At 64.2% G+C, this 23,077-nt stretch carries 19 protein-coding genes; 9 read left to right on the top strand and 10 right to left on the bottom strand.

Annotated elements, in window-relative coordinates; all coding sequences use genetic code 11:
* The first annotated feature begins 181 nt into the window (after positions 1-181).
* Genes hpnC through Q3C01_RS22875 form a run of 5 tightly spaced genes read left to right on the top strand, consistent with a single transcriptional unit; the run spans position 182 to position 5,894 of the window.
* Positions 182-1,066 (top strand): squalene synthase HpnC, encoded by an 885-nt coding sequence (hpnC, locus tag Q3C01_RS22895; RefSeq protein WP_458147565.1) that lies wholly within the window; start codon positions 182-184, stop codon positions 1,064-1,066.
* On the top strand, positions 1,056-1,895 hold the full coding sequence (gene hpnD / locus Q3C01_RS22890; RefSeq protein ID WP_458147564.1) for a presqualene diphosphate synthase HpnD: 840 nt from the start codon (positions 1,056-1,058) through the stop codon (positions 1,893-1,895). The genes hpnC and hpnD overlap by 11 nt, the downstream gene beginning before the upstream one ends.
* Positions 1,895-3,151 (top strand): hydroxysqualene dehydroxylase HpnE, encoded by a 1,257-nt coding sequence (gene hpnE / locus Q3C01_RS22885; protein WP_458147563.1) that lies wholly within the window; start codon positions 1,895-1,897, stop codon positions 3,149-3,151. The genes hpnD and hpnE overlap by 1 nt, the downstream gene beginning before the upstream one ends.
* Before the next feature lie 53 nt (positions 3,152-3,204).
* Complete coding sequence (gene shc, locus Q3C01_RS22880) at positions 3,205-5,163, top strand: squalene--hopene cyclase (RefSeq protein ID WP_458147562.1); 1,959 nt, start codon at positions 3,205-3,207, stop codon at positions 5,161-5,163.
* Positions 5,160-5,894 carry a phosphorylase gene (locus Q3C01_RS22875; protein ID WP_458147561.1) on the top strand — a complete coding sequence of 245 codons (735 nt, stop codon included), beginning with the start codon at positions 5,160-5,162 and terminating at the stop codon, positions 5,892-5,894. Before shc ends, Q3C01_RS22875 begins: the two co-directional genes overlap by 4 nt.
* A 170-nt stretch (positions 5,895-6,064) precedes the next feature.
* Here the strand turns inward: Q3C01_RS22875 and hpnH are convergent, their stop codons facing one another.
* Together hpnH and ispH are read right to left on the bottom strand one after the other, a co-directional pair.
* On the bottom strand, positions 6,065-7,213 hold the full coding sequence (gene hpnH, locus Q3C01_RS22870) for an adenosyl-hopene transferase HpnH (protein WP_458147560.1): 1,149 nt from the start codon (positions 7,211-7,213) through the stop codon (positions 6,065-6,067).
* A 35-nt stretch (positions 7,214-7,248) separates the two neighbouring features.
* Positions 7,249-8,175: a 4-hydroxy-3-methylbut-2-enyl diphosphate reductase gene (ispH, locus tag Q3C01_RS22865; protein ID WP_458147559.1), complete on the bottom strand. Its 927-nt coding sequence runs from the start codon at positions 8,173-8,175 to the stop codon at positions 7,249-7,251.
* Between the two features lie 430 nt (positions 8,176-8,605).
* Between ispH and hpnN the strand changes: the two genes are divergently transcribed.
* Positions 8,606-11,194, top strand: a complete 2,589-nt coding sequence (gene hpnN / locus Q3C01_RS22860) for a hopanoid transporter HpnN (RefSeq protein WP_458147558.1) — start codon at positions 8,606-8,608, stop codon at positions 11,192-11,194.
* Here the strand turns inward: hpnN and Q3C01_RS22855 are convergent.
* Complete coding sequence (locus tag Q3C01_RS22855) at positions 11,162-11,773, bottom strand: DUF2147 domain-containing protein (RefSeq protein WP_458147557.1); 612 nt, start codon at positions 11,771-11,773, stop codon at positions 11,162-11,164. The two genes, hpnN and Q3C01_RS22855, sit on opposite strands and share 33 nt — an antisense overlap.
* 124 nt (positions 11,774-11,897) lie before the next feature.
* On the opposite strand from Q3C01_RS22855, the gene hpnO reads away from it, so the two are divergent.
* Complete coding sequence (gene hpnO, locus Q3C01_RS22850; RefSeq protein WP_458147556.1) at positions 11,898-13,289, top strand: aminobacteriohopanetriol synthase HpnO; 1,392 nt, start codon at positions 11,898-11,900, stop codon at positions 13,287-13,289.
* Positions 13,290-13,404: 115 nt separating this feature from the next.
* Complete coding sequence (locus Q3C01_RS22845) at positions 13,405-13,809, top strand: GFA family protein (protein WP_458147555.1); 405 nt, start codon at positions 13,405-13,407, stop codon at positions 13,807-13,809.
* 40 nt (positions 13,810-13,849) lie between these two features.
* On the opposite strand, the gene Q3C01_RS22840 is transcribed toward Q3C01_RS22845, so the two are convergent.
* From Q3C01_RS22840 to Q3C01_RS22820, 5 genes are all read right to left on the bottom strand, one after another.
* Complete coding sequence (locus Q3C01_RS22840; RefSeq protein WP_458147554.1) at positions 13,850-14,611, bottom strand: anti-sigma factor family protein; 762 nt, start codon at positions 14,609-14,611, stop codon at positions 13,850-13,852.
* A complete protein-coding gene (locus tag Q3C01_RS22835; protein WP_458147609.1) occupies positions 14,608-15,159 on the bottom strand; it encodes a sigma-70 family RNA polymerase sigma factor in 552 nt (183 codons plus the stop codon). The genes Q3C01_RS22840 and Q3C01_RS22835 overlap by 4 nt, the downstream gene beginning before the upstream one ends.
* A gap of 103 nt (positions 15,160-15,262) precedes the next feature.
* Positions 15,263-15,586, bottom strand: a complete 324-nt coding sequence (locus Q3C01_RS22830; RefSeq protein ID WP_458147553.1) for a cupredoxin domain-containing protein — start codon at positions 15,584-15,586, stop codon at positions 15,263-15,265.
* Positions 15,587-15,599: 13 nt separating this feature from the next.
* Entirely contained in the window at positions 15,600-16,538 is a 939-nt protein-coding gene (locus tag Q3C01_RS22825) for a metallophosphoesterase family protein (protein ID WP_458147552.1), read from the bottom strand.
* Positions 16,539-16,744: 206 nt separating this feature from the next.
* Positions 16,745-18,364 (bottom strand): GMC family oxidoreductase, encoded by a 1,620-nt coding sequence (locus Q3C01_RS22820; protein ID WP_458147551.1) that lies wholly within the window; start codon positions 18,362-18,364, stop codon positions 16,745-16,747.
* A gap of 213 nt (positions 18,365-18,577) precedes the next feature.
* Between Q3C01_RS22820 and Q3C01_RS22815 the strand changes: the two genes are divergently transcribed.
* Positions 18,578-19,747 carry a M20 aminoacylase family protein gene (locus tag Q3C01_RS22815; RefSeq protein WP_458147550.1) on the top strand — a complete coding sequence of 390 codons (1,170 nt, stop codon included), beginning with the start codon at positions 18,578-18,580 and terminating at the stop codon, positions 19,745-19,747.
* Between the two features lie 169 nt (positions 19,748-19,916).
* Here Q3C01_RS22815 and Q3C01_RS22810 read toward each other — a convergent pair whose 3' ends face one another.
* The gene (locus Q3C01_RS22810; RefSeq protein WP_458147549.1) at positions 19,917-21,539 is read right to left on the bottom strand and encodes an inorganic phosphate transporter; all 1,623 of its coding nucleotides are present in this window, start codon (positions 21,537-21,539) and stop codon (positions 19,917-19,919) included.
* Between the two features lie 108 nt (positions 21,540-21,647).
* Positions 21,648-23,045 (bottom strand): UdgX family uracil-DNA binding protein, encoded by a 1,398-nt coding sequence (locus tag Q3C01_RS22805; RefSeq protein ID WP_458147608.1) that lies wholly within the window; start codon positions 23,043-23,045, stop codon positions 21,648-21,650.
* Positions 23,046-23,077 lie beyond the last annotated feature (32 nt).

The following is a 23,077-nucleotide window of genomic DNA, read 5'->3' as shown; positions in this document are numbered from 1 at the left end:
TTGTGCGCGGCCCGTGAGCGGTCACGGGCCCGCCTTTGCGGCGGCCGTGCTTCGTGAGGGCAGGGGACCCGCGAGACAGGTTGGTTTTGCCGGCATATTCCCCTATATGGGGGCCGCGACGGCTCGGCCGCGCGCCGAAGAAAAAAGCCTTCCTGTTCAGACGATTGTTAACCAGTCCCCGATGACCTCTGCGAGCGAATTGCGATCCGGCAAGGGTGACCGCGACGAGAATTTTCCCGTCGCGTCGTGGATCATTCATCCGCGTCACCGCGCGCTGATCCTCGCCTTCTACAATTTCGTCCGCACGGCCGACGACATCGCCGACCATGCGACGTTGCCGCCTGAAGAGAAGCTCGCCTATCTCGACCTGCTCGAGGCCGAGCTCAACGGCAACGGCGACTCGCAGGCCGAGGCCGTCATTCTCCGCCGTGCGTTGGCCGAGCGCGGTATGTCGCCGCGCCATGCGCTGGACGTGCTGATCGCGTTCCGCATGGACGTGACTAAGCTGCGCTACGAGACCTGGGACGAGGTCATCCACTACTGCCGCTATTCGGCGATGCCGGTTGGCCGCTTCATGCTCGACGTGCACGGCGAGGCGACCTCGACCTGGGTCGCTTCGGATGCGCTCTGCGCGGCGCTCCAGATCAACAATCATCTCCAGGACTGCGGCAAGGATTTTCGCGCGCTCAACCGCGTCTACCTGCCGCGCGATGCGCTGGCTGCCAGCGGCGCCTCGGTCGAGCAGCTCGGCGGCGATCATTCGCCGCCGCAGATGCTGGCCTGCCTCCAGGCGCTCGCCGCGCGCAACGAAGAGCTCCTGAACGAGAGCAAGTCGCTTTCCGCCGAGGTGCGGGACTTCCGGCTGGGCGTCGATATCTCGGTGATCCAGGCCTATGCGGACCGCATCGTGCGCCTGCTCAAGGTGCGCGATCCCCTGCGCGAGCGCGTGCATCTGAACAAGCTCGAGCTCCTCACCTTCAGCCTCGCCGGCATCGCCGGTGAAATTGGTCGTCGCGCCTTCGGACGCAGGCCAATCTCCAATCCGGGGCCGGCCCATGACGCTTGAGGCGACCTCGCCCGGCGCCAATTATGGCTCGACTGCATCCGGCAGCTCGTTCTATGCCGCGATGCGCATCCTGCCGCGCGACCAGCGCGAGGCGATGTTCCAGATCTACAGCTTCTGCCGCCAGGTCGACGACATCGCCGATTCCAACGGCCCGCGTGATGAACGCCTCGCCGCGCTTCAGGAATGGCGCAACGACATCGACGCGCTCTATCAGGGCCATCCGCCGGCGCGGCTTGCCGACTACGTCGCTTCCGTGAAGACCTTCGGGCTGAAGCGGGAGGATTTCCTCGCCATCGTCGACGGCATGGAGATGGACGTGCCGCAGGACATCCGCGCGCCCGACATGGCGGTCCTCGATCTTTACTGCGATCGCGTCGCGAGTGCCGTTGGACGCCTGTCGGTGCGGGTGTTCGGCATGCCGGAAGAGGATGGCATCCTGCTCGCCCATCATCTCGGCCGCGCGCTCCAGCTCACCAACATCCTGCGCGACATCGACGAGGACGCTGGCCTCGGCCGGCTCTATCTGCCTCGCGAAGGCCTGCTGCATGCCGGCATCACCTCCAACGATCCGACCCGCGTGATTGTCGAGCGCGCGCTGCCGAAGGTGTGCCTGCCGCTCGCCCAGCGCGCGAAAGCGCATTTCGAGAAGTCGGACGAGATCATGGCGCGCAACAAGCGCCGCGCGGTTCGTGCGCCGCGGATCATGTCGAAATACTATCACGCCATTCTGGACCTCCTGCTCGAACGCGGCTTTGCCGCGCCCCGCGCGCCGGTGCGTGTGTCCAAGGTCGCACGTATCGCCATCCTTCTCCGCTACGCTTTTTTCTGATGCAAAAGACAGCTCACATCATCGGTGCCGGCATTTCCGGCCTCTCTGCCGCCGTGCGGCTCGCCAATGCCGGCTTCAAGGTTGCCGTGCACGAGGCGACGCAGCAGGCCGGCGGCCGCTGCCGCTCCTATTTCGACGGCGCGACCAATCTCGTCATCGACAATGGCAACCATCTCCTGTTGTCAGGCAACCGTCACGCGCTCGCCTATGCACGCTCGATAGGCACCGAGGCGGGGCTGGTGGGTCCGGCGCGCGCGCAGTTTCCCTTCGTTGATCTGAAGACCGGGCAGCGCTGGCAGCTCGATCTCGGCGACAGCCGCCTGCCGGGTTGGGTGTTCGACGAGAGCCGTCGTGTCCCCGACACGGGATTGACCGACTATCTCAAGCTCGCGCCGCTGATCTGGGCGTCGGAGGAGACGCTGGTTGGTAAGTCGATCCCCTGCGAGGGCGTGCTATATCATCGCCTGGTGCAGCCGCTGTTGCTCGCGGCGCTCAACGTCGATCCACCCGAGGGCTCGGCGGGGCTTGCCGGTGCGATCGTGCGCGAGACGCTGCTCGCCGGCGGCCAGGCCTGCCGCCCGCTGATTGCGCGCGACGGCCTGAGCGCGGTGCTGATCGAGCCCGCGGTGAAGTTCCTGGCCGAGCGCGGCCATTCCGTGCAGCTCGGCCATGAGCTGCGCTCGTACGCGACCACGGACGGCAAGGTCAGCGCGCTCAATTTCGGCGGTGAAGATGTCGTCGCGATCGGGCCCGAGGATGTGATTGTGATGGCCGTGCCACCGCGTGCTGCCGCTTCACTGCTGCCGGGCGTGAAAACGCCGACGCAATTCCGCGCCATCGTGAATGCGCATTTCCGCTTTGAGCCGCCGCCGGGCTCGGCCCCCATCCTGGGCGTGATCGGCGGTGTCGTGGAGTGGTTGTTCGCATTCCCCAACCGGCTGTCCGTCACCATCAGCAATGGCGACCGGCTGGTCGAGATGCCGCGCGAAGAACTCGCGCAGACGATCTGGAATGACGTCTGCAAGGCGGGCGGGGTTGCCGGCGAGCTGCCACCCTGGCAGATCGTGCGCGAGCGTCGCGCCACCTTTGCCGCCACGCCCGAGCAGAATTCCTTGCGTCCCGGGCCGGTCACCGCGCTGAAAAACCTGTTTCTTGCCGGCGACTGGACTGCTACGGGATTGCCAGCAACCATTGAGGGATCGGTCCGGTCCGGCGATCGCGCCGCCGATTTGGCCCTGGCCGCACAGCGGACCTGACGGGCGTTGGTCCCGGTCAATTTTCCCAGCAACTATCGGAGATATCGAGCGAGATGCATTCGGTGAACAAGAGCGCGAACGACCGCGAAGTCTTGGAATCGAGCATTGCGTCGGCCACGCAAGGGGTGCTCGGCTTTCAGCAATCGGACGGCCATTGGGTATTCGAGCTCGAGGCCGACTGCACCATTCCGGCCGAATATATCCTGTTGCGCCACCATCTCGCCGAGCCGGTCGACGCCGTGCTCGAGACCAAGATCGGCAACTATCTGCGCCGTGTGCAGGGCGCCCATGGCGGCTGGCCCTTGGTGCATGACGGTGAGTTCGACATGAGCGCGAGCGTGAAGGCTTACTTCGCGCTCAAGATCATCGGTGATTCCATCGACGCGCCGCATATGGTGCGGGCGCGCGAGGCGATCCGTTCGCGCGGCGGCGCGATTCACAGCAACGTCTTCACCCGCTTCACGCTGGCGATGTTCGGCGTCGTGACCTGGCGCGCGGTGCCGGTGCTGCCGGTCGAGATCGTGCTGTTGCCGTTCTGGTCGCCGTTCCACCTCAACAAGATCTCCTATTGGGCGCGCACCACGATGGTGCCGCTGATGGTGCTCGCGGCGCTCAAGCCGCGCGCGCGGAATCCAAAGGGCGTCGGCATCGACGAGCTGTTTCTCCAGGATCCGCGGTCGATCGGCATGACCGCCAAGGCGCCGCACCAGAGCATGGCCTGGTTCGTGCTGTTCCGCTCGCTCGATGCTATCTTGCGCTTCATCGAGCCGCTGTTTCCCAAGAGCCTGCGCAAGCGCGCGATCGACGCGGCGCTCGCCTTCACCGAGGAGCGGCTGAACGGCGAGGATGGCATGGGCGCGATCTATCCGCCGATGGCCAACATCGTCATGATGTACGACGCGCTCGGCAAGGACGAGAGCTATCCGCCGCGCGCGACCACGCGCCGGGGCATCGACAAGCTGCTCGTGATCAGGGACGACGAAGCCTATTGCCAGCCCTGCGTCTCGCCGATCTGGGATACGACGCTGACCGCCCACGCGCTGCTCGAGGCCGGCGGCACGCAAGCCATACCGGCTGCGAAGCAGGGCCTCGACTGGCTGATTCCAAAGCAGGAGCTCAATGTGAAGGGCGACTGGGCGGTGAAGCGGCCGGAGACGCGCCCCGGCGGCTGGGCCTTCCAGTATAACAACGCCCACTATCCCGATCTCGACGACACCGCCGTCGTGGTGATGTCGATGGACCGCATGCGCCGGGAGCATGGCGCGGCCGGCTATGACGCCGCGATCGACCGCGGCCGGGAGTGGATCGAAGGCATGCAGAGCGACGACGGCGGCTGGGCTGCCTTCGACGTGAACAACCTCGAATATTATTTGAACAACATTCCGTTCTCCGACCACGGCGCGCTGCTCGATCCGCCGACCGAGGACGTCACCGCGCGTTGCATTTCGATGCTGGCCCAGCTCGGCGAGACCGAGAAGACCAGCAAGCACGTGGCCGATGGGGTCGCCTATCTCCGGCGGACCCAGCACCCGGAGGGGTCCTGGTACGGCCGCTGGGGCATGAATTTCGTCTACGGAACCTGGTCGGTGCTGTGCGCGCTGAATGCGGCCGGGGTCGGCCACACCGACCCGATGATTCGCAAGGCCGCCGACTGGCTGGTCTCGATCCAGAACAAGGATGGCGGCTGGGGCGAGGACGCCGTCAGCTACCGGCTCGACTACAAGGGTTGGGAGGCCGCGCCCTCGACCGCCTCGCAAACGGCATGGGCCTTGCTTGCCCTTATGGCGGCCGGTGAGGTCGATCATCCGGCCGTCGCCCGCGGGGTGGAGTACCTGATTGCAACACAGAACCAAAAAGGGCTGTGGGACGAGCAGCGCTACACGGCGACGGGCTTTCCCCGCGTATTCTATCTACGGTATCATGGTTACCCGAAGTTCTTTCCGCTGTGGGCGCTGGCGCGGTATCGGAACTTGCGGAACACCAACAGCAGGGTGGTAGGGGTCGGAATGTGACTTTGGGGACGGGGGACGGGGGCTCCGCGGGGAATGCAATAGACCTGCGGCCGATACTTATTGTGACCGGTCTGGTTCAGGAGGCCCGCATCGCGGCGGGGCCTGGAATGGCCGTTATTTGCTCTTCGAGTAGCCCGACGCAGCTGCGGGCGCTTCTGACGGTGGTGGATTCCGAGAGCATCCGGGGCGTGATCTCCTTCGGCGTCGCTGGCGGGCTCGATCCCACGCTTCGCTCGGGCGACGTCGTGGTCGCAACCGAAGTGCTGGCGGGCGATGCCCGGTGGGCCGCCGGCCTGTCGCTCAGCGAAGACCTCATCGACAAGCTGACCTCCGGACGCCGCCGCGTCGTGCGTGGCAGCCTTGCCGGTGCCGAGGAAGTGGTCACGGGCAGCTCCTGCAAGGCGGCGCTCCACTCCGAGACCGGTGCGGCCGCCGTCGACATGGAGAGCCATATCGCGGCTGCCTACGCCGCCGAGGCAGGCCTTCCGTTCGCCGCACTCCGGGTCATCAGCGATCCCGCCCACCGCGCCTTGCCGGCGCTGGCGCGCGAGGCGATCAAGCCGAACGGCCAGATCGATGTGGCGACGATCTTGCGCGGCGTCGTGCGCAATCCGGGCACGCTGCGCGCGCTGGTCTCGACCGGCATCGACTTCAATCGCGCACTGCGCTCCCTGCGCGTCAGCCGCGACTTCCTGATCGGCAGCGAGGGGCTCGTCTCCGAGGCGATCTGAGCGGTTTCGAATCGCATAAACGAGACAAAAAGGCCCGATCGCAGCGCGATCGGGCCTTTGTCTTTTGATCTAGCGTAGCCCGGATGGAGCGAAGCGCAATCCGGGGCCGGTTGAACGCCTGATCCCGGATTTCGCTTCCGCTCCATCCGGGCTACAGGTCGAGAGTGTGCCTACGCGGCGGTCGAGGCCTTCTGCTCGGCAGCAAGCGCCTCGTCACGACGGATCTCGGAGAGCTTCTTCTGGACCTGCTCCGAGAAGATGTACTGCGCCGGACGCTGCTTGGAGAGGTCGATCTCCGGCGCCATCGGGCCCGACGTCCTGACGCCGCGCATCGCGACCCATGCGGCCTTGATCGGGTTCGTCAGCGCCGCCGTCGCCGCCGTCGGCTCGTAGCCGCAATGCGCCATGCAGTCGGCGCACTTCTCATACTTGCCGGTGCCGTAGGTATCCCAGTCGGTGGTCTCCATCAGCTCCTTGAAGGTCTTGGCATAGCCTTCGCCGAGCAGATAGCAGGGCTTCTGCCAGCCGAAGATGTTGCGCGCGGGCATGCCCCAGGGCGTGCACTCGTATTCCTGGTTGCCGGCGAGGAAGTCCAGGAACAGGCCGGAATGCATGAAGTTCCACTTCTTGCCCTTGCCCATCGCGAAGACGTCGCGGAACAGCTTCTTGGTCTTGGTGCGGTTGAGGAAGTGCTCCTGGTCCGGTGCACGCTCATAGGCGTAGCCCGGTGACATCGAAACGCCGACGCCGAGCTCGGTGGTGAAGTCCAGGAACTTCGCGATTTCTTCCGCCGGATGGCCGTCGAAGATGGTGGCGTTGACGTTGACCGTGAAGCCACGCGCCTTCGCTGCCTTGATCGCGGACACAGCGCGGTCGAACACGCCCTTCTGCGAGACGGCCTTGTCGTGGTGATCCTTCAAGCCGTCGAGATGCACCGAGAAGAACAGGTACGGGGAGGGCTCGAACAGGTCGAGCTTCTTCTCGAGCAGAAGCGCGTTGGTGCAGAGCGAGACGAACTTCTTGCGCGCCACGAGGCCGCGCACGATCTCGCCGATCTCCTTGTGGATCAGCGGCTCGCCGCCGGGGATTGCCACCATCGGCGCGCCGCATTCGTCGGCGGCGTCCCAGCACTCCTGCGCTGTCATGCGGCGGTTGAGGATTGCGTCCGGATAGTCGATCTTGCCGCAGCCGACGCAAGCGAGATTGCAGCGAAACAGCGGCTCCAGCATCAACACGAGCGGATAGCGTTTGCGGCCAAGCAGTTTCTGCTTGAGCAAATAGCCGCCGATACGCATTTCCTTGAAGAAGGGTATTGCCATCACACGTTTCTTTCTGGGCTTGAAATTCAGGTAGGTCAGCTTGCGGCGAGTTCCGCCGGAAGCCGGAATTCGATGTTTTCCTCGCGCCCGGGCAGAACCGAGACCGAGACCGGTCCGATCCGTCGCAGGGCTTCGATCACGTCATCCACGAGAACCTCAGGTGCCGAGGCGCCGGCTGTGATGCCGACGGTCTTGGCGTCTTTCAACCATGCCGGATTGAGCTCGCGGCCATCGGCGACCAGATAACTCGCCACGCCGGCCTCAGTGCCGATTTCGCGGAGCCGGTTCGAATTGGAACTATTGGCAGCGCCCACCACCAAGATCACGTCGACCAGCTTACTTAAGTCCCTTACCGCAGATTGGCGGTTCTGTGTCGCATAGCAGATATCCCGGATGTCGGGGCCTTGAATATCTGTAAATCGGGCCTGGAGGGCCGCGATAATGTCTCTGGTATCGTCCACCGACAGCGTGGTTTGGGTGATGTAGGCCACTGGCCTATCCACCGGCAGCGTCAGGGCCTCCACCTCTTCGACGCTCTGGACGAGCAGCACGGGGCCTGGAACCTGGCCCATGGTGCCCTCGACCTCGGGATGGCCGGCATGGCCGATCAGTATCAGGGTACGGCCCTTGGAGATGTAGCGCTTCCCCTGATTGTGAACTTTCGTGACCAGGGGACAGGTCGCATTCAGCACGGGAAGGTCGCGCGCAGCAGCCTCTTCCTCGACGCTGCGGGCCACGCCATGGGCGCTGAAAACGGTCATCGATTTCGCGGGAACCTCGGACAGCTCCTCGACGAAGATCGCGCCTTTCTTCTTCAGGCTTTCGACGACGTATTTGTTGTGCACGATCTCGTGGCGCACATAGACGGGCGGGCCATACTTCTCGAGCGCCCGCTCCACGATCTCGATGGCACGCACCACGCCGGCACAAAAGCCGCGCGGCTGCGCTAGATAAACTTCCATAGGTCGCCCATCACGCAAGTTGCACCAAATCCGTTCAGTTGTCCCCGGCCGCACCCCGATACTCACCAATAGTGCAATATCCGCACCATTGGTTCCGCATCAGCGGTAGCAGCCCACCCGTCCGTTTGGCCCCAAGCGCATGGAGGCACAGGGCCTTGTGTCAAAAAAACGGCCGCGAGGAAAGGCGGATCGCGTTCTCGGTTCCATTAACGGTATTATGATGCGGCAAGGTTAAGGCGGTCCCTCACCCCTTCGTCACTTTACCGCCTCAACTGGCCGTCTATACCCGCCCGCGCGGTCGTTGACCTTCGTCAATTCATCGAACCTCCCGATGGGTCAGACCGCCCAAAACAGCGATAGGTTTCGCTGGGGAACTCCGATAAAGAGCGGGCGTTTCCGGCAAGCTGTTTAAAAGCCAGAAAGAAAAGTTGTGCTGCAAAGTATAGTCGTTGCGATCGTCCGAGCCTGCACCCGATTTGCCACCCTCGTCGTTGTCGGCGGGCTCCTGCTGGCGGTTGGCGCGGGCTACTACGCGGCACGCCATTTCGCCATCAACACCGACATCAACTCGCTGATTTCGCAGAACCTCGACTGGCGGCAGCGCGACCAGCAGTTCGACCGCGCCTTCGATCGCGATGCGACGATCCTGGCTGTCGTCGAGGCTGCGACGCCCGAGATGACCACCGCCGCAGCAGATGCGCTCTACGCGAAGCTGAAGGACGACAAGACCAATTTCGTGTCGATGCAGCAGCTCGGCACCGGCGAATTCTTCGAGAAGAACGGGCTGCTGTTTCTGTCGACCGAAGAGGTCGGCAAGATCACCGGCCAGTTCGAATCTGCAGCCCCCCTGATCGAGATCATGGCGGGTGATCCCTCGATCCGCGGCCTCACCGGCGCGCTGGAGACCGGGCTTGCCGGTGTCAAGCGGGGCCAGGTGAAGCTCGACAACACCGAGCGTCCCTTCAACCTGATCGCACAGACGGTCGAGACCGTCCTGAACAAGGGCAACGCGATCTTCTCCTGGCGCGAGCTCGTCAGCGATCAGCCGCTGACCGACTCGGACAAGCGCGCCTTCATCGAGTTCAAACCGGTTCTCGACTACAATGCGCTCGAGCCCGGCAAGGACGCGACCGACGCCATCCGGAAGGCCGCGGCCGAACTGGATTTTCCAACCAAGTACCAGGCGCGGGTGCGCCTGACCGGCCCCGTCCCGATCGCCAACGAAGAATATGCGACGGTTCAGGAAGGCGCCGTGGTCAACGGCATCGGCACTGTCATCGTGGTGCTGTTCATCCTGTGGCTTGCACTGCATTCGGCGAAGATCATCTTCGCCGTGTTCGTCAATCTGTTCGTCGGGCTCGCAATCACGACGGCCGCAGGCCTGATGATGGTCGGCTCGCTCAACCTGCTGTCGATCGCCTTTGCCGTGCTGTTCGTCGGTCTCGGTGTCGATTTCGGCATCCAGTACAGCGTCCGCTATCGCTCGGAGCGCTACAAGGTCGATGATCTCACGTCTGCGCTCGTGCTGGGCGCCAAGCGCTCGGCGATCCCGCTCTCGCTGGCAGCGATGGCGACGGCGGCCGGCTTCCTCTGTTTCATCCCGACTGACTACAAGGGCATCGCCGAGCTCGGCCAGATCGCCGGCGTCGGCATGCTGGTGGCGTTCATTTCCTCGATCACCGTGCTGCCGGCGCTGTTGAAGCTCTTGAACCCGCCCGGTGAGAAGGAGCCCGTGGGCTACGCCTTCCTGGCACCGGTCGATCGCTTCCTGGAGACGCACCGCGTCGTGATCGTCGGTGGCACACTGCTGCTCGCGCTCGGCGGCCTGCCGCTGCTCTACTACATGAAGTTCGACTTCAACCCGATGAACCTGCGCAACCCCAGGGCGGAGTCGATCGCGACCTTTCTCGATCTGCGCAAGGATCCGAACACCGGCGCCAACGCCATCAACGTGTTGACCAATTCGGAAGAGCAGGCGAAGCAGATCGAGGCAAGGCTCGAGAAGCTGCCGGAAGTGCTGCGGGTGATGTCCCTCGACAGCTTCGTGCCGGAGGACCAGGCGCCGAAGCTGAAGCTGATCGCGCAGGGCGCCAAGGTGATCACCCCCGCGCTCAACCCGGACCAGGTCGACGCTGCGCCCTCGGACCAGGAAAATGTCGACTCGCTGAAATCCTCGGTCGACGCCTTGCGCAGGACCGCAGGCAACGACAAGGGGCCCGGCGCGGCCGCCTCGCGGCGGCTTGCGGACGCGCTCGACAAGCTCGCCAACGCGGACGAGGCGACCCGCAACAAGGCACAGGACGTCTTCATTACGCCGATGAAGATCGTGTTCGACCAGCTCAGGAACGCGATGCAGGCCGAGCCGGTCACGCTGAAGTCGCTGCCACCTGATTTGGTCAATGCCTGGAAGAGCAAGGACGGCGTGATCCGAGTCGAGGCGCTGCCGCGCGGCGACCCCAACGACAACGACACCTTGCGCAGGTTCGCCGCGGCCGTGCTCACGGCGGAGCCGACTGCGATCGGCGGTCCGGTGTCGATCCTGAAATCGGGCGATACCGTCGTGCGCGCCTTCATCATGGCCGGCATCTATGCGCTGGTCGTCATCAGCCTGCTGTTGTGGATCACCTTGCGGCGATTCACCGACGTGCTGATGACGCTGGTGCCGCTCCTGGTTGCGGGCGCGGTAACGCTCGAGATTTGCGTGTTGATCGGGTTGCCGCTCAACTTCGCCAATATCGTCGCGTTCCCGTTGCTGCTCGGCGTCGGCGTTGCCTTCAAGATCTACTATGTCGTGGCATGGCGGTCCGGCAGGACGAATCTGCTGCAGACCAGCCTGACGCGGGCGATCTTTTTCAGCGCGCTGACGACCGCCACCGCGTTCGGCAGCCTGTGGCTGTCGAGCCATCCCGGCACGTCCAGCATGGGCAAGCTGCTCGCGCTGTCGCTGGTGACGACGCTCGCAGCCGTGCTGCTGTTTCAGCCGGCCCTAATGGGCAAACCCCGCAATCTCAGGGAGTAGGCAGATGTCGCCGACGGGATCGGCGGCACCCTTCTGACCGGATTTTGCGCTCGCGCCGCTCTTGGGAGTGGCGGGCGCTGCGGTCGCCGCCGTCTTGGGCGCCGCGCCGGTGGTCTTCGGCGCGCTCTTGGCCATGCTGTTCGCGGGGCTCGACGGGATCGGCGGCCCGACCCGGGTCCAGGTCTCGCCGCCGCAGAGGAAGCCAAGCACGCAGCCCTTGATTTCGAGCTCGTCGGCGCCGGCGGGTGTGATGGTCGACGCGTAAAGCTGGCCGTCCTTGGCATTGTAGACTTGGCCCTCCCACTGGTCGGCGCCGGCTTTCTTCTTCATGTCGATCAGGATCGCCATGCCCAGGGTCGGCCTGCTCTTTTTTGAGACATCCGGGTTGTTCTCGTCGCGGCCGCCGGGGGTCTTCTCCCAGGATACCGCGCCCCACATGCTGCCATTGCATTGAGCCACGCGGATGTTGGCGACGCCGTCGGCGACCCGCCAGTCGCCGGTCGGATCGGCCGCGAAGGCCGGGTTCAAACAGCTGAAACCGCTAACCAGTATTATTCCGGAGTAAAGGGCCAAACGCATGATGGTTCCTTGGCAGTGCAACATGATTTAAAGCTGTGCTTGCGAAGATGGTCCGAAAAAGGGCAAAAGGCCGCAACGACCGTTTTCTGTTGACGACACAGCCATCAACCGAAGTATGTAGCGGATGCACACTCCAAATCCAAACATGGCTCAGCTCTTTGCTGACCGCGAGGCGCAACGCAGCTCCCTGCATACGCGTCACCTGAATGAGCAGTTCGTTCGGGTGCTCAAAACCATCGGCTACGATGTAGGTTTCCAGAAGGGGCAGGGGCAGTACCTCTACGACCGCGATGGCGCGCGCTATCTCGACCTGCTGTCCGGATTTGGTGTGTTCGCGATCGGCCGCAACCACCCGGTGATGCGCGAGGCGCTGAAGAGCGTGCTCGACGCCGATCTGCCCAATCTCGTTCAGTTCGATGTCTCGACGCTCGCCGGTGTGCTCGCCGAGCGGCTGCTCAAATACGTGCCCTATCTCGACAAGGCGTTCTTCGCCAATTCGGGCGCGGAGAGCGTCGAAGCGGCGATCAAGTTCGCGCGCGGTGCCACGGGACGTCCGGGTATCGTTTATTGCGCCCACGCCTATCACGGCCTGACCTACGGCGCGCTGTCGCTGACGGGGGACTCGAATTTCCGCAGCGGCTTCGAGCCGCTGCTGCCCGGCTGCACCTCGATCCCGTTCAACGATCTCGCGGCGCTGGAAAAGGCGTTGTCCTCGCGCGAGGTCGCAGGCTTCATCGTCGAGCCGATCCAGGGCAAGGGCGTCAACATGCCCACCGACGAGTTCCTGCCGGGCGCGGCTGCGCTCTGCAAGAAATACGGCACGCTGTTCATCGCCGACGAGATCCAGACCGGCATGGGACGCACCGGCCGCTTCCTCGCGGTCGAGCACTGGAACGTCGAGCCCGACATGGTGCTGCTGTCGAAGTCGCTCTCGGGCGGTCACGTTCCGGTCGGCGCGGTGCTGACGCGGAAAAGCATCTTCGACAAGATTTTCAACCAGATGGACCGTGCGGTGGTGCATGGCTCGACCTTCTCCAAGAACGACCTTGCGATGGCCGCCGGCATCGCCACGCTGGACGTGCTGGAATCCGAGAAGCTGATCGAGGCCGCCGCCAAGCGCGGTGCAGAGCTCCGCCTTGCGCTGACGCGCATGGTGCCCGGCTACGAACTGATGAAGGAAGTGCGCGGCAAGGGCCTCATGATCGGCGTCGAGTTCGGCCCGCCTAAATCGCTGCGCTTGAGGGCGTCCTGGAACGTGCTGGAGACAGCGAACAAGGGTCTGTTCTGCCAGCTCATCACCGTGCCACTGTTCAAGGACTACAAGATCCTGACGCAAGTTGCCGGCCACGGCAGCCACACCATCAAGCTGCTGCCGCCTCTCACCATCACCGAAGAAGACTGCGACTGGATCGAGAAGGCGTTCGACGACGTCATCGCCGGCAGCCACAAGGTCCCCGGCGCGATCTGGTCGCTGGGCAAGACGCTGGTGGACAATGCGGTGAGGCGGTCGGCATAGGCGCCGGCCGCGGCCCGGTGTCGCGACGTGCGACCTGCTGAAGCAGTCCACCTACCGAACCTTCAAAGTAGCATCTACTTTCCCCGCGTTGACCTGACCGGGAGAGGAGCGGGCGATGCGTGCCACTGGCGGCTGTCATTGCGGTGCGATCCGCTATGAGGTGAACGGCGACATGATGGTGCACGCGCTCTGCCATTGCGCGGATTGCCGTCGCCATTCCGGGGCACCGATGGTGGGTTGGGCGATGTATCCGCTCGAAGCGGTCAAAGTGGTGCGCGGCCAGCCGAAGATCTATCAATCGTCCGAGCATGGACGACGGCACTTCTGCGCCAATTGCGGCACCGGGCTCTTCTACATCAATGAAAACATGATGCCCGGCATCATCGACATCCAGAGCGGCACTTATGATGACCCCGATGCCGTTCCAGCCATGATGCACATCCAGGTCGCCGAGCGGATTCGCTGGATGGAGCGCGCCCACGAACTGCCCATCTTCGAGCGCTTTCCTCCGCAGGAGTAACAGCGTGCTCAGGCGCGTGCGATGACTGCTTGCCTACTGGCTACCCCTCCACATTCGCCTTCATCGCCGTCTCGAACTTGTCGACGAACTCGGCGAGCTCGTCGGCGCCGATATCGCTGACGGCCCAGAAGTTCAGGCCGCGGTCACCCCAGCGGCGGCAGTTGAAGCCCTGCATGGTCTGGGTCTTCGGCGCGCGGTGCTCGGTGCTTGCGGTCTGCGACACGAACAGGTTGATGATGTGCTGCCGGCGCCGATAGACCACCGCGCCGATCGCGCGGGCGTCTATGTAATCGAGCCGGCCGCCGAGTAGCGTGAAGCCCTGCGCGGTCAGGTCGATTACGGGCGGGGCGACATCGAGCTTGCCGTTGAACCACGGTTTTACCGTGTGCTGGTCAGTGGAGACGACGTCGGTCAAATGGCCGGCCTGAAGCGAGCGCAGATGCGCCGAGACAACTTCGGACAGGATACGTTGCTGGTCGTCCTGGCGCAGCACGATGGCGACGAGACCGGTGGCGGCGAGCGCCGAGACCGCTGAGCCCATCGCAAAGCCGCGCAGCACCGCGCGGCGGCTCTGCGGGCGCGGCCGCGGCAGCGAGGCCTCGATGCGCGCACGCAAAGCAGCCGGCGCGGTGTAACGCAGGCTCGCATCGGCGAGCACGCGCTTCATCTCGCGCTGTGCGGCGAGTTCGGTTGCGCAAGCCGGGCAGGTCGCGATGTGCGCCTCGACCTCGCTGGTATGACCGGCATCCAGCTCGCCGTCGATCAGTGCGTGAAGCAGAAGCTTTGCCTCGTCGCAGGTCATTTCGGTTGCTCCTCTTCCGCCATCCAGGCTGCGCGCAGCATGGCGCGGGCCCGGGCAAGGCGGGACATCACGGTACCGATCGGCGCCCCGACCGCTTCGGCGATTTCGCGATAGGACAGGTTGTTGATCTCCCGCAGCACAAAGGTTTCCTTGAATGGCTCGGCCAAAGCCTCGATGAGTTTTCTGATCGCCGTCGCGTCACGCGTGCGCAACATATCAGTTTCGGGATTCGCTTCGGTCTCGCGCCAGATCGGCGGCTGCTCGGACGCCTCGGGAATATCCTCGATCGCCGCGGGCGAATGCGCCCGACGTGCATATTCGGCGTTGCAGACGTTGCGCAGGATCGCGAACAGCCACGGCTTCATCGCCGGGCCGCGATAGCTGTCGAAATGCTTGAGGGCGCGCAGGTAACACTCCTGCACCGCGTCCTCCGCATCCGAGGCGTCACGCAACAGATAGCGCGCGAGCGTATAGACGTCGTCCAGATACGGCAGCGCCGCTTCACGGAAGCGCCGCGCCTTGTCGGGATCATCGCTGATGGAGGACATCGCCGTTCGCTTTGCCTTGTCGCCGGTGTCGGCTTTCGACGCGCGTGCCCGGCCAGCGTCAACCCACTGGCCGGGCAGAATGGTGATGCCTTGGTTTGAGCCGTTACTCAACCTTGATCAACCCCGTCATGTGCGGGTGCAGCGAACAAAAATACTTGTAATCGCCGGCCGCCGTGAAGGTGAACGAGAACTTGTCGTCGGTGTCGAGCGTCTTGGACCTGAACTTGCCGGCCGAGACGATGGTGTGGGGGATATCGTCCCGGTTGGTCCAGGTGATGGTGGTGCCGGTCTTCACCGTGAGCTCAGGCGGCTGGAAGGTGAAATTGTCGATATGCACCTCCATGTCGTCGGCACGGGCGTTGGTGATGGGCAGCAGCACGGCCGCGGCCACGCCGACACCGAAGTCGCGGCGATTGAGAGTCTTCATGGTCAGCTTCCGTTCAGCCCTGGAGCGGCGTGTCGATGATGGCGAGCGGCTGATCGCCTTGCTTGAAGTTGATGCTCGCGACCCCGAGCATCGAGCGGAGCCTTGCGTCCTCGACTTTCATCGGGCCGGGTGAGGGGGCAGCTCCGGGCGCGGGCTGCGGGAAGGCGGTAGAGCGCGCGGTGTGGAAGGTGACGTTGCCCTCGACCTTCTGCATCACCTGGTGGATGTGGCCGTTCAGTACGGTGACCGAGCCGAAGCCTTTGACGAATTCGAGCGCGCGTGCGCCGTCCTCGGTGCCCCAGCCCCATTGCGGATAGACGGTCCAGAGCGGGATGTGGGCGAACAGCACGACAGGCGTGGATTTCGATTTGCCGCGCAGATCGTCCTCCAGCCACGCAAGCTGCTCGGCGCCGAGATTGCCGAGCCCGCCGGCCTTGAGGTCGACCACGTTGACGAGGCCGACGAAGTGCACGCCACCGGCATCGAACGAATACCAGCCCTGGCCCTTTGTGCCGCGGCCATAGCGGTCGCGATAGAACTTCACCTCCTCGTCGAGGAAATCGTGCTCGCCCGGCACGTAGTGCACGTCCAGCTTGGTCTGCGAGATGATGCGCTCGGCATTGTCGAACTCGGCGGCCTTCGACAGGTGCGTGATGTCGCCGGTGTGGATCATGAAGGACGGCTTTGCCGGCATCGCGTTGATCTTGTTGACCGCCTCCTCCAGCGTGCCGAGCGCGTTGGGATTGGCCGGCTTGTCGAAGCCGACATGGCTGTCACTGATCTGGAGGAAAGTCATGCCGGGCGCTTCCGCGGCCTGGACGGAATCGACGATGCCGAGCGAGCGCGGCACGCCGCCCGTGATGGTCCAGAGCACCCCGGTGCCGGCCCAGGTCATGCATTCAAGCACCTTGCGGCGGTTGACGCCGTCGTTCCCGTGGTCGTGTCCGCTCATCACGCCTCTCCTTGCGCCCGGAATTGGGCTTCGGAGGATGTGATCGGGGAAGGGGCCGGTTTATTCCCGGATGGGATGACGATTTCGTGAGGTCGTTTCGCGCCGCGGACGACGCGGTGTAGCCCGGATGGAGCGCAGCGAAATCCGGGGTGAGGTGTGCGGCTGCTTCCCGGATTGCGCTGCGCTGCATCCGGGCTGCGTCTTCGTTACTTCGCATCCTCCAAAATCATCGTCGCGCCTTTCTCGGCAATCATCGCAGTCGGCGTGTTGGTATTGCCCGACGTGATCGTCGGCATGATGGAGGCATCGACGATGCGCAAGCCGCCGAGGCCATAGAAGCGCAGGCGTTCGTCGACGACCGCCATCGGATCGTTGGCCGTGCCCATCTTCGCCGTGCCGACGGGATGGAAGATGGTGGTGCCGATATCGCCGGCAGCTTTGGCCAGCGAGGCATCGTCGTCACCGACGGAAGGGCCGGGCAGATATTCGCTCGGACGATATTTTGCCAGCGCATTCTGCTGCATCAGGCGGCGCGTGGTGCGGATGGCGTCTGCGGCGACCTGGCGGTCGTCGGCGGTCGACAGGTAATTCGGCGCGATGATCGGTTTCTCGTCCGGCGCCGCGGCGCGTAAGCGAACGGTGCCGCGCGAGCTCGGTTGGAGATTGCAGGCGCTGACCGTGATCGCGGGGAAGCGGTGTAGGGGATCGCCGAACTTGTCGAGCGAGAGCGGCTGTACGTGGAATTGGATGTTGGCGCGCGAGCGCGTCGCATCCGAGCGGGTGAAGATGCCGAGTTGCGACGGCGCCATGGTGAGGGGACCGCGGCGACGGAAGGCATAGTCGAGCCCCATCAGGCCGCGGCGGAACAGATTGTAGTAGGTCTCGTTCAGCGTGCGCACGCCCTCGACCTTGTAGATCGCGCGCTGTTGCAGATGGTCCTGCAGATTGCGTCCCACGCCGGGCCGGTCCATCACGATGTCGATGCCGAGCGGCGAGAGCCAGTCGGCCGGCCCGATGCCGGTGCGATGCAGGACCTGGATCGAGCCGATCGCGCCGGCCGAGAGGACCACCTCGCGCCTGGCGCGTGCCTCGATGGTCTCGCCGTTCTGGGTGAAGCGCACGCCCACGGCGCGGCCCTGCTCGATGATCAGACGGTCGACCAACACGTGCTTCTCGAGCCGCAGATTGGGCCGCTTCAGCGCGGGCTTGAGGAAGCCGCGCGCCGAGGACCAGCGCCGGCCGCGCTTCTGGTTGACGTGGAAATAGCTCGTGCCCTCGTTGTCGCCGGTGTTGAAATCCGGGATGCGCTGGATGCCCATCTCCTCTGCGGCATCGCCGACGGCATCCAGAATCGTCCAGGACAGCCGCGGCGCCTCGATGCGCCAGCCGCCGCCGACACCGTGATGCTCGCTCGGCCCAAGAAAGTGGTCCTCCAGGTGCTTGAACATCGGCCGCACGTCATCATAGCCCCAGCCGGTGAGCCCGAGCTGGCGCCAATGGTCGTAGTCGGCGGCTTGTCCCCGCATCGAGATCATGGCGTTGATCGCCGAGCAGCCGCCGATCACCTTGCCGCGGGGATAGGCGAGCGCGCGGCCGTTCAGCCCGGGCTCGGCCTCAGTCTTGAACATCCAGTCCGAGCGCGGGTTGCCGATCGCAAAGAGATAGCCGACGGGGATGTGGAACCAGATCCAGTTGTCGTCGCCGCCGGCCTCCAGAATGAGGACGCGGTTCTTCGGATCAGCCGAGAGCCGGTTGGCGACGATGCAGCCCGCCGTGCCGGCGCCGACGACGATGTAGTCAAACTCACCCTCGAGCCGCCTTGGCATTCTGCTTCCACCCGGATGATCGTCATGCCCGGGAATCCGTCTTTGGCTCGTCCCGGAGCACCTGCTAATTGTCAGACGTGGATGGCCAAGACAAGTCAGCGGCAGGCCCAGCCATGACGTTTGGATCGAGATCGTCGGCCTCAAGGAGTTAGGTGGACCGCCGCTTGCATGGTAGACAGTCCTGTATTCCCAACTGAAAGCTCGAGATCCTCCATGCCCATCGTGAACCGCGTCGCCGACCTTCAACCTGACATCCAGGCCTGGCGGCGGGACATCCATCAGCACCCCGAGCTGCTGTATGACGTCCACCGCACCGCAGCATTCGTAGCGGACCGCCTGCGCGAATTCGGCTGCGATGAGGTCGTGACCGGCATGGGCCAGACCGGCGTGGTGGGGCTGATCAAGGGCAAGAAGCCGGCGGGCGAGGGCATCAAGACCCTCGGTCTGCGCGCCGATATGGATGCGCTGCCGATCGAGGAACAGACCAACCTGCCTTACGCCTCGAAGAATCCGGGCAAGATGCACGCCTGCGGCCATGACGGCCACACCGCGATGCTTCTGGGCGCCGCGCGCTACCTCGCCGAGACCCGCAACTTCGCCGGGGACGCGGTCGTGATTTTCCAGCCGGCCGAGGAGGGCGGCGCCGGCGGCGCAGCCATGGTCAAGGACGGGCTGATGGAGCGTTTTGCCATCGACCAGGTCTATGGCATGCACAACGGTCCGGGCATTCCGATCGGCTCGTTCGCGATCCGGCAGGGGCCGATCATGGCGGCGACCGACGAGGTCGACATCAAAATCGAGGGCCTTGGCGGCCACGCTGCGCGTCCGCACAAATGCGTCGATTCCGTTCTGGTCGGTGCGCAGGTGATCACCGCGCTGCAGTCGATCGTCGCGCGCAGCATCGATCCCCTGGATTCGGCCGTGATCTCGATCTGCGAATTCCACGCCGGCAACGCCCGCAACGTCATTCCGCAGACGGCGGAGCTGAAGGGCACGATCCGCACGCTGACGCCGGAGGTTCGCGCCCTCGTCGAGAAGCGCGTGCGCGAGGTGGTGGCAGGGGTAGCGCAGATCACCGGTGCGAAAATCGATCTGCAGTACAAGAGGAACTATCCCGTGGTGAACAATCACGCCGCGCAGACCGAGATTGCGCGGGCGGTGGCCAAACAGGTCGCGGGCGATACCAATGTGCATGAGATGCCGCCGCTGATGGGCGGCGAGGATTTTGCCTACATGCTGGAAGCGCGCCCCGGCGCCTTCATCTTCTGCGGCAACGGCGACAGCGCGGGTCTGCATCACCCCGCGTATAATTTCAATGACGAGGCGATCGTCTACGGCACGTCCTACTGGATCAAGCTGGTGGAGAACTCTCTGCCGACCTAAGTGCGACGTCATTCCGGGGCGATGCGAAGCATCGAGCCCGGAATCTCGCGATTCTCAGGTGCGCAATTGCGCACCATGGTTCGGTCCTTCGTGCCGCCCCGGAATGACGATCCAAATGAAAAAGGGCCCGCGCGATGCGCGGGCCCTTTGTCGTTGAGTGGCGTGATGATCAGAACACGTGCGAGAACACGTAGTAGAGCACGCCGGAGATGATCATCGCGGCGGGCAGGGTCAGCACCCAGGCCATCGCGATGTTGCGGATCGTCGCCCATTGCAGGCCGGAGCCGTTCGCCGCCATGGTGCCGGCGATGCCTGACGACAGCACGTGGGTGGTCGAAACCGGCAGGCCGTAGACGTCGGCGGCGGCAATGGTGGCCGCGGCGGTGATCTCGGCGCAGGCACCTTGCGCGTAGGTAAGGTGCGTCTTGCCGATCTTCTCGCCGACCGTGACGACGATGCGCTTCCAGCCGACCATGGTACCGAGCCCGAGCGCGATGGCGACCGCGATCTTCACCCAGCCGGGGATGAACTTCGTGGCGCTGTCGAGCGAGCCCTTGTAGGCGGTGAGCACGGCAACGTCGTTGGCGCTGAGCTCGGCCTCCTTGTCCTTCATCAGGAAGCGGATCGCTTCCGAGACGAGGTACATGTCGTTGCGGGTGTTGCCGACGACTTCCGCCGGCACCTTCGCCAGCGACCCGTAGGTGGTGACCTGCTTTGCGATGTCGCGCACCAGCACGGCGAGCGACGGGAACGTGCCGCCGTTGACCTCGTGTTGAGCGACGTAGTTGGTCACTGCGGGACGCGGGTTGCCGATCACGTTGTAACCGGCGGCCTTGGCCTCGATCACCTTGCTCGCGGCCTCCGAGTTCGCGACGAACGCCTCGATCTGGCTCGCCGGCAGCGCGCGGTTGAGCGCATAGGCCGTCGGCACGGTGCCGATCAGGATCAGCATGATGAGGCCCATGCCCTTCTGGCCGTCATTGGAGCCATGGAAGAAGCTCACCAGCGTGCAGGTGAGGATCAGGATGCCGCGGATCCACCACGGCGGCGGCTGATCGCCCTTCGGCTCGCCGAACAAAGCGGGCGTGGCGCGCAGCAGCACGGAGCGCAGGATGAACAGCAGGCCGGCGGCGAGTACGAAGCCAAACAGCGGCGACAGCAGCAGAGCCTTGCCGATATTGGTGGCCTGGGTCCAGTCGACGCCCGAGGTGCCGCTGCGGCCATGCAGGACCGCGTTCATGATGCCGACGCCCATGATCGAGCCGATCAGCGTGTGGGAGCTCGACGCCGGCAGGCCGAAATACCAGGTGCCGACGTTCCAGATGATCGCTGCGATCAGAAGCGCGAACACCATGGCAAAGCCGGCGCTGGAGCCGACCTGGAGGATCAATTCCACCGGCAGCAGCGAGACGATGCCGAACGCGACTGCTCCGCTCGAGAGCAGGACGCCGAACAGGTTGAACATGCCGGACCACACCACGGCGATGTGTGCGGGCAGCGAGCGGGTGTAGATGACGGTTGCGACCGCATTGGCGGTGTCGTGAAAGCCGTTCACGAACTCGAAGCCGAGCGCGATCAGCAGCGCGACGAAGAGCATGAGGAAGGGCGCAATGCTCTTGACCTGCGTGCCGGTCGCATCGACGTCGACCCAGATGCTGTAGGCGACGAAGAGCAGCGCGGCCGCGATGATCCCCATGTAGATAATGCCGGTCATCGGATGAAAACCGCGGTCGAGGTCGGGCCCCTTCCGCAACGCAGGCTCGATAGAGCCGGGTAAAGCAAGATCACTCATAAAAAACTCTCCTGTCCCTGTGCTCTGATTTTGCGCGCGGCATATGACAGGCAGTTGAAATGGCGGCAGTTCTCCACCGGTATCTGCTGCGGCGCAGCGTGTCTTATATCACGCTGCCCGTGCTGATTTTTCCCGGAATCCGGCTGCGATCTTCAGATCATCCACAAAGCGCTGATATTCCAGCTCTTTTGCCTTGGGGTCCGGCAGCCGCAGCAGATAGGACGGATGCACGGTCACCAGCGCCTTGCAACCGTCCGGCAGATCGATCAGTCGGCCACGGTTCTTGCCGATCGGGGTGATCTTGCCGAACACGCATTGCGCGGCGGTCGCCCCCATCGCCACGACGAGGCTGGGCCGGAGGGCCGCCAGCTCCCGCTCGTACCATTGCCGGCAGGCGCGGATCTCCGGTGTGTTCGGCTTCTGGTGCAGGCGGATTTTTCCGCGCGGCACGAATTTGAAGTGTTTCACGGCGTTTGTGACATACACCTTCCTGCGGTCGACGCCGGCCTCTTCCAGCGCGCGGTCGAGCATCTGCCCGGCTGGTCCCACGAAGGGATGACCAGCGATGTCTTCCTTGTCGCCGGGCTGCTCGCCGACCAGCATGATGGTTGCAGATTTCGGGCCTTCACCGAATACGGTCTGGGTTGCATCCTTGTAGAGAGGGCAGGCGCGGCAATGGGCGGCTTCCTCGTGCAGCGTTTCCAGATCATCGCCTGCGGGTTTGCGTGGCATGGCTGCCTCCGGGCGCGGGGTGATCCGTCCGCCGGTCCAGCGTTCGGCATCGGTGAGCAGCGGTTCAAGTATCGAGGCTTCCGGGAGGTTCCTGCCGCGCTGTTTGGGCGCTTCCGGTGCGATAGGCCGGTCCAGGTGGAAGTGGCGGCGCCAGGTTTCCTCCAATCGGTTTGGTGCAGGCATCTCCGTCTTGCTGATCCCCGGCGTGAACGAGATGACGTGGCCGTCCCAATGAGCGCAGATGTCGGGTGTGAGGATCGACCAGGGCATGTCGGCATAACGGCGCGCGAAGAAAGATGCGGCGAATTCGACGATGTGATGCTCCGGCACGAACCAGGCGGCATAGTGCGCCTTCTGCTCGCGTCCGATCTCGCGGAAACGGATGACATCGCGCATCCGCTGCACGTCGCGATGCACGCTATTTGCCATCGCCATGGCGAGCGCCACATCGGGATCGGTCATCATTGCCAATACGTCGTGATCGGCCTTCAATCGCCACAGCAAACGATAGAGCAGCGCAAAGCGTTCGCCGTCGCGATTGAGGATCGCGACGCGCGCAAGCTCGATGAAATTGGCCGGCACGCTGAAGGTGCTGTCGATTTCGATCGGTGGAAGGCTCGGCGCCTCGGACAGGCCGGGCGGCATCTGGTCTGTCGTTCGGCCTTGCACGGCCCATGCAACGTCCGCCGGCGGCACATGGTGGAGTGCCAGCGCACGTGCGGCTTTGCGCCAGCCGTCGAAATCAGTCTCATGATCGAGGGTGGTGAGGTACATGGCACTTGAATCCTCTTGATTCCGCTCATGAA

Source organism: Bradyrhizobium sp. UFLA05-109 (assembly GCF_054185165.1).
The sequence above is the reverse complement of the archived record's forward strand: the minus strand, read 5'-3'. Positions and strand labels throughout refer to the sequence as shown.

Coding starts and splice junctions, on each gene's coding strand:
- hpnC (WP_458147565.1), top strand. CDS start 182: ATGACCTCTGCGAGCGAATTGCGATCCGGCAAGGGTGACCGCGACGAG.
- hpnD (WP_458147564.1), top strand. CDS start 1,056: ATGACGCTTGAGGCGACCTCGCCCGGCGCCAATTATGGCTCGACTGCA.
- hpnE (WP_458147563.1), top strand. CDS start 1,895: ATGCAAAAGACAGCTCACATCATCGGTGCCGGCATTTCCGGCCTCTCT.
- shc (WP_458147562.1), top strand. CDS start 3,205: ATGCATTCGGTGAACAAGAGCGCGAACGACCGCGAAGTCTTGGAATCG.
- hpnH (WP_458147560.1), bottom strand. CDS start 7,213: ATGGCAATACCCTTCTTCAAGGAAATGCGTATCGGCGGCTATTTGCTC.
- ispH (WP_458147559.1), bottom strand. CDS start 8,175: ATGGAAGTTTATCTAGCGCAGCCGCGCGGCTTTTGTGCCGGCGTGGTG.
- Q3C01_RS22855 (WP_458147557.1), bottom strand. CDS start 11,773: ATGCGTTTGGCCCTTTACTCCGGAATAATACTGGTTAGCGGTTTCAGC.
- hpnO (WP_458147556.1), top strand. CDS start 11,898: ATGCACACTCCAAATCCAAACATGGCTCAGCTCTTTGCTGACCGCGAG.
- Q3C01_RS22845 (WP_458147555.1), top strand. CDS start 13,405: ATGCGTGCCACTGGCGGCTGTCATTGCGGTGCGATCCGCTATGAGGTG.
- Q3C01_RS22840 (WP_458147554.1), bottom strand. CDS start 14,611: ATGACCTGCGACGAGGCAAAGCTTCTGCTTCACGCACTGATCGACGGC.
- Q3C01_RS22835 (WP_458147609.1), bottom strand. CDS start 15,159: ATGTCCTCCATCAGCGATGATCCCGACAAGGCGCGGCGCTTCCGTGAA.
- Q3C01_RS22830 (WP_458147553.1), bottom strand. CDS start 15,586: ATGAAGACTCTCAATCGCCGCGACTTCGGTGTCGGCGTGGCCGCGGCC.
- Q3C01_RS22825 (WP_458147552.1), bottom strand. CDS start 16,538: ATGAGCGGACACGACCACGGGAACGACGGCGTCAACCGCCGCAAGGTG.
- Q3C01_RS22820 (WP_458147551.1), bottom strand. CDS start 18,364: ATGCCAAGGCGGCTCGAGGGTGAGTTTGACTACATCGTCGTCGGCGCC.
- Q3C01_RS22815 (WP_458147550.1), top strand. CDS start 18,578: ATGCCCATCGTGAACCGCGTCGCCGACCTTCAACCTGACATCCAGGCC.
- Q3C01_RS22810 (WP_458147549.1), bottom strand. CDS start 21,539: ATGAGTGATCTTGCTTTACCCGGCTCTATCGAGCCTGCGTTGCGGAAG.
- Q3C01_RS22805 (WP_458147608.1), bottom strand. CDS start 23,045: ATGTACCTCACCACCCTCGATCATGAGACTGATTTCGACGGCTGGCGC.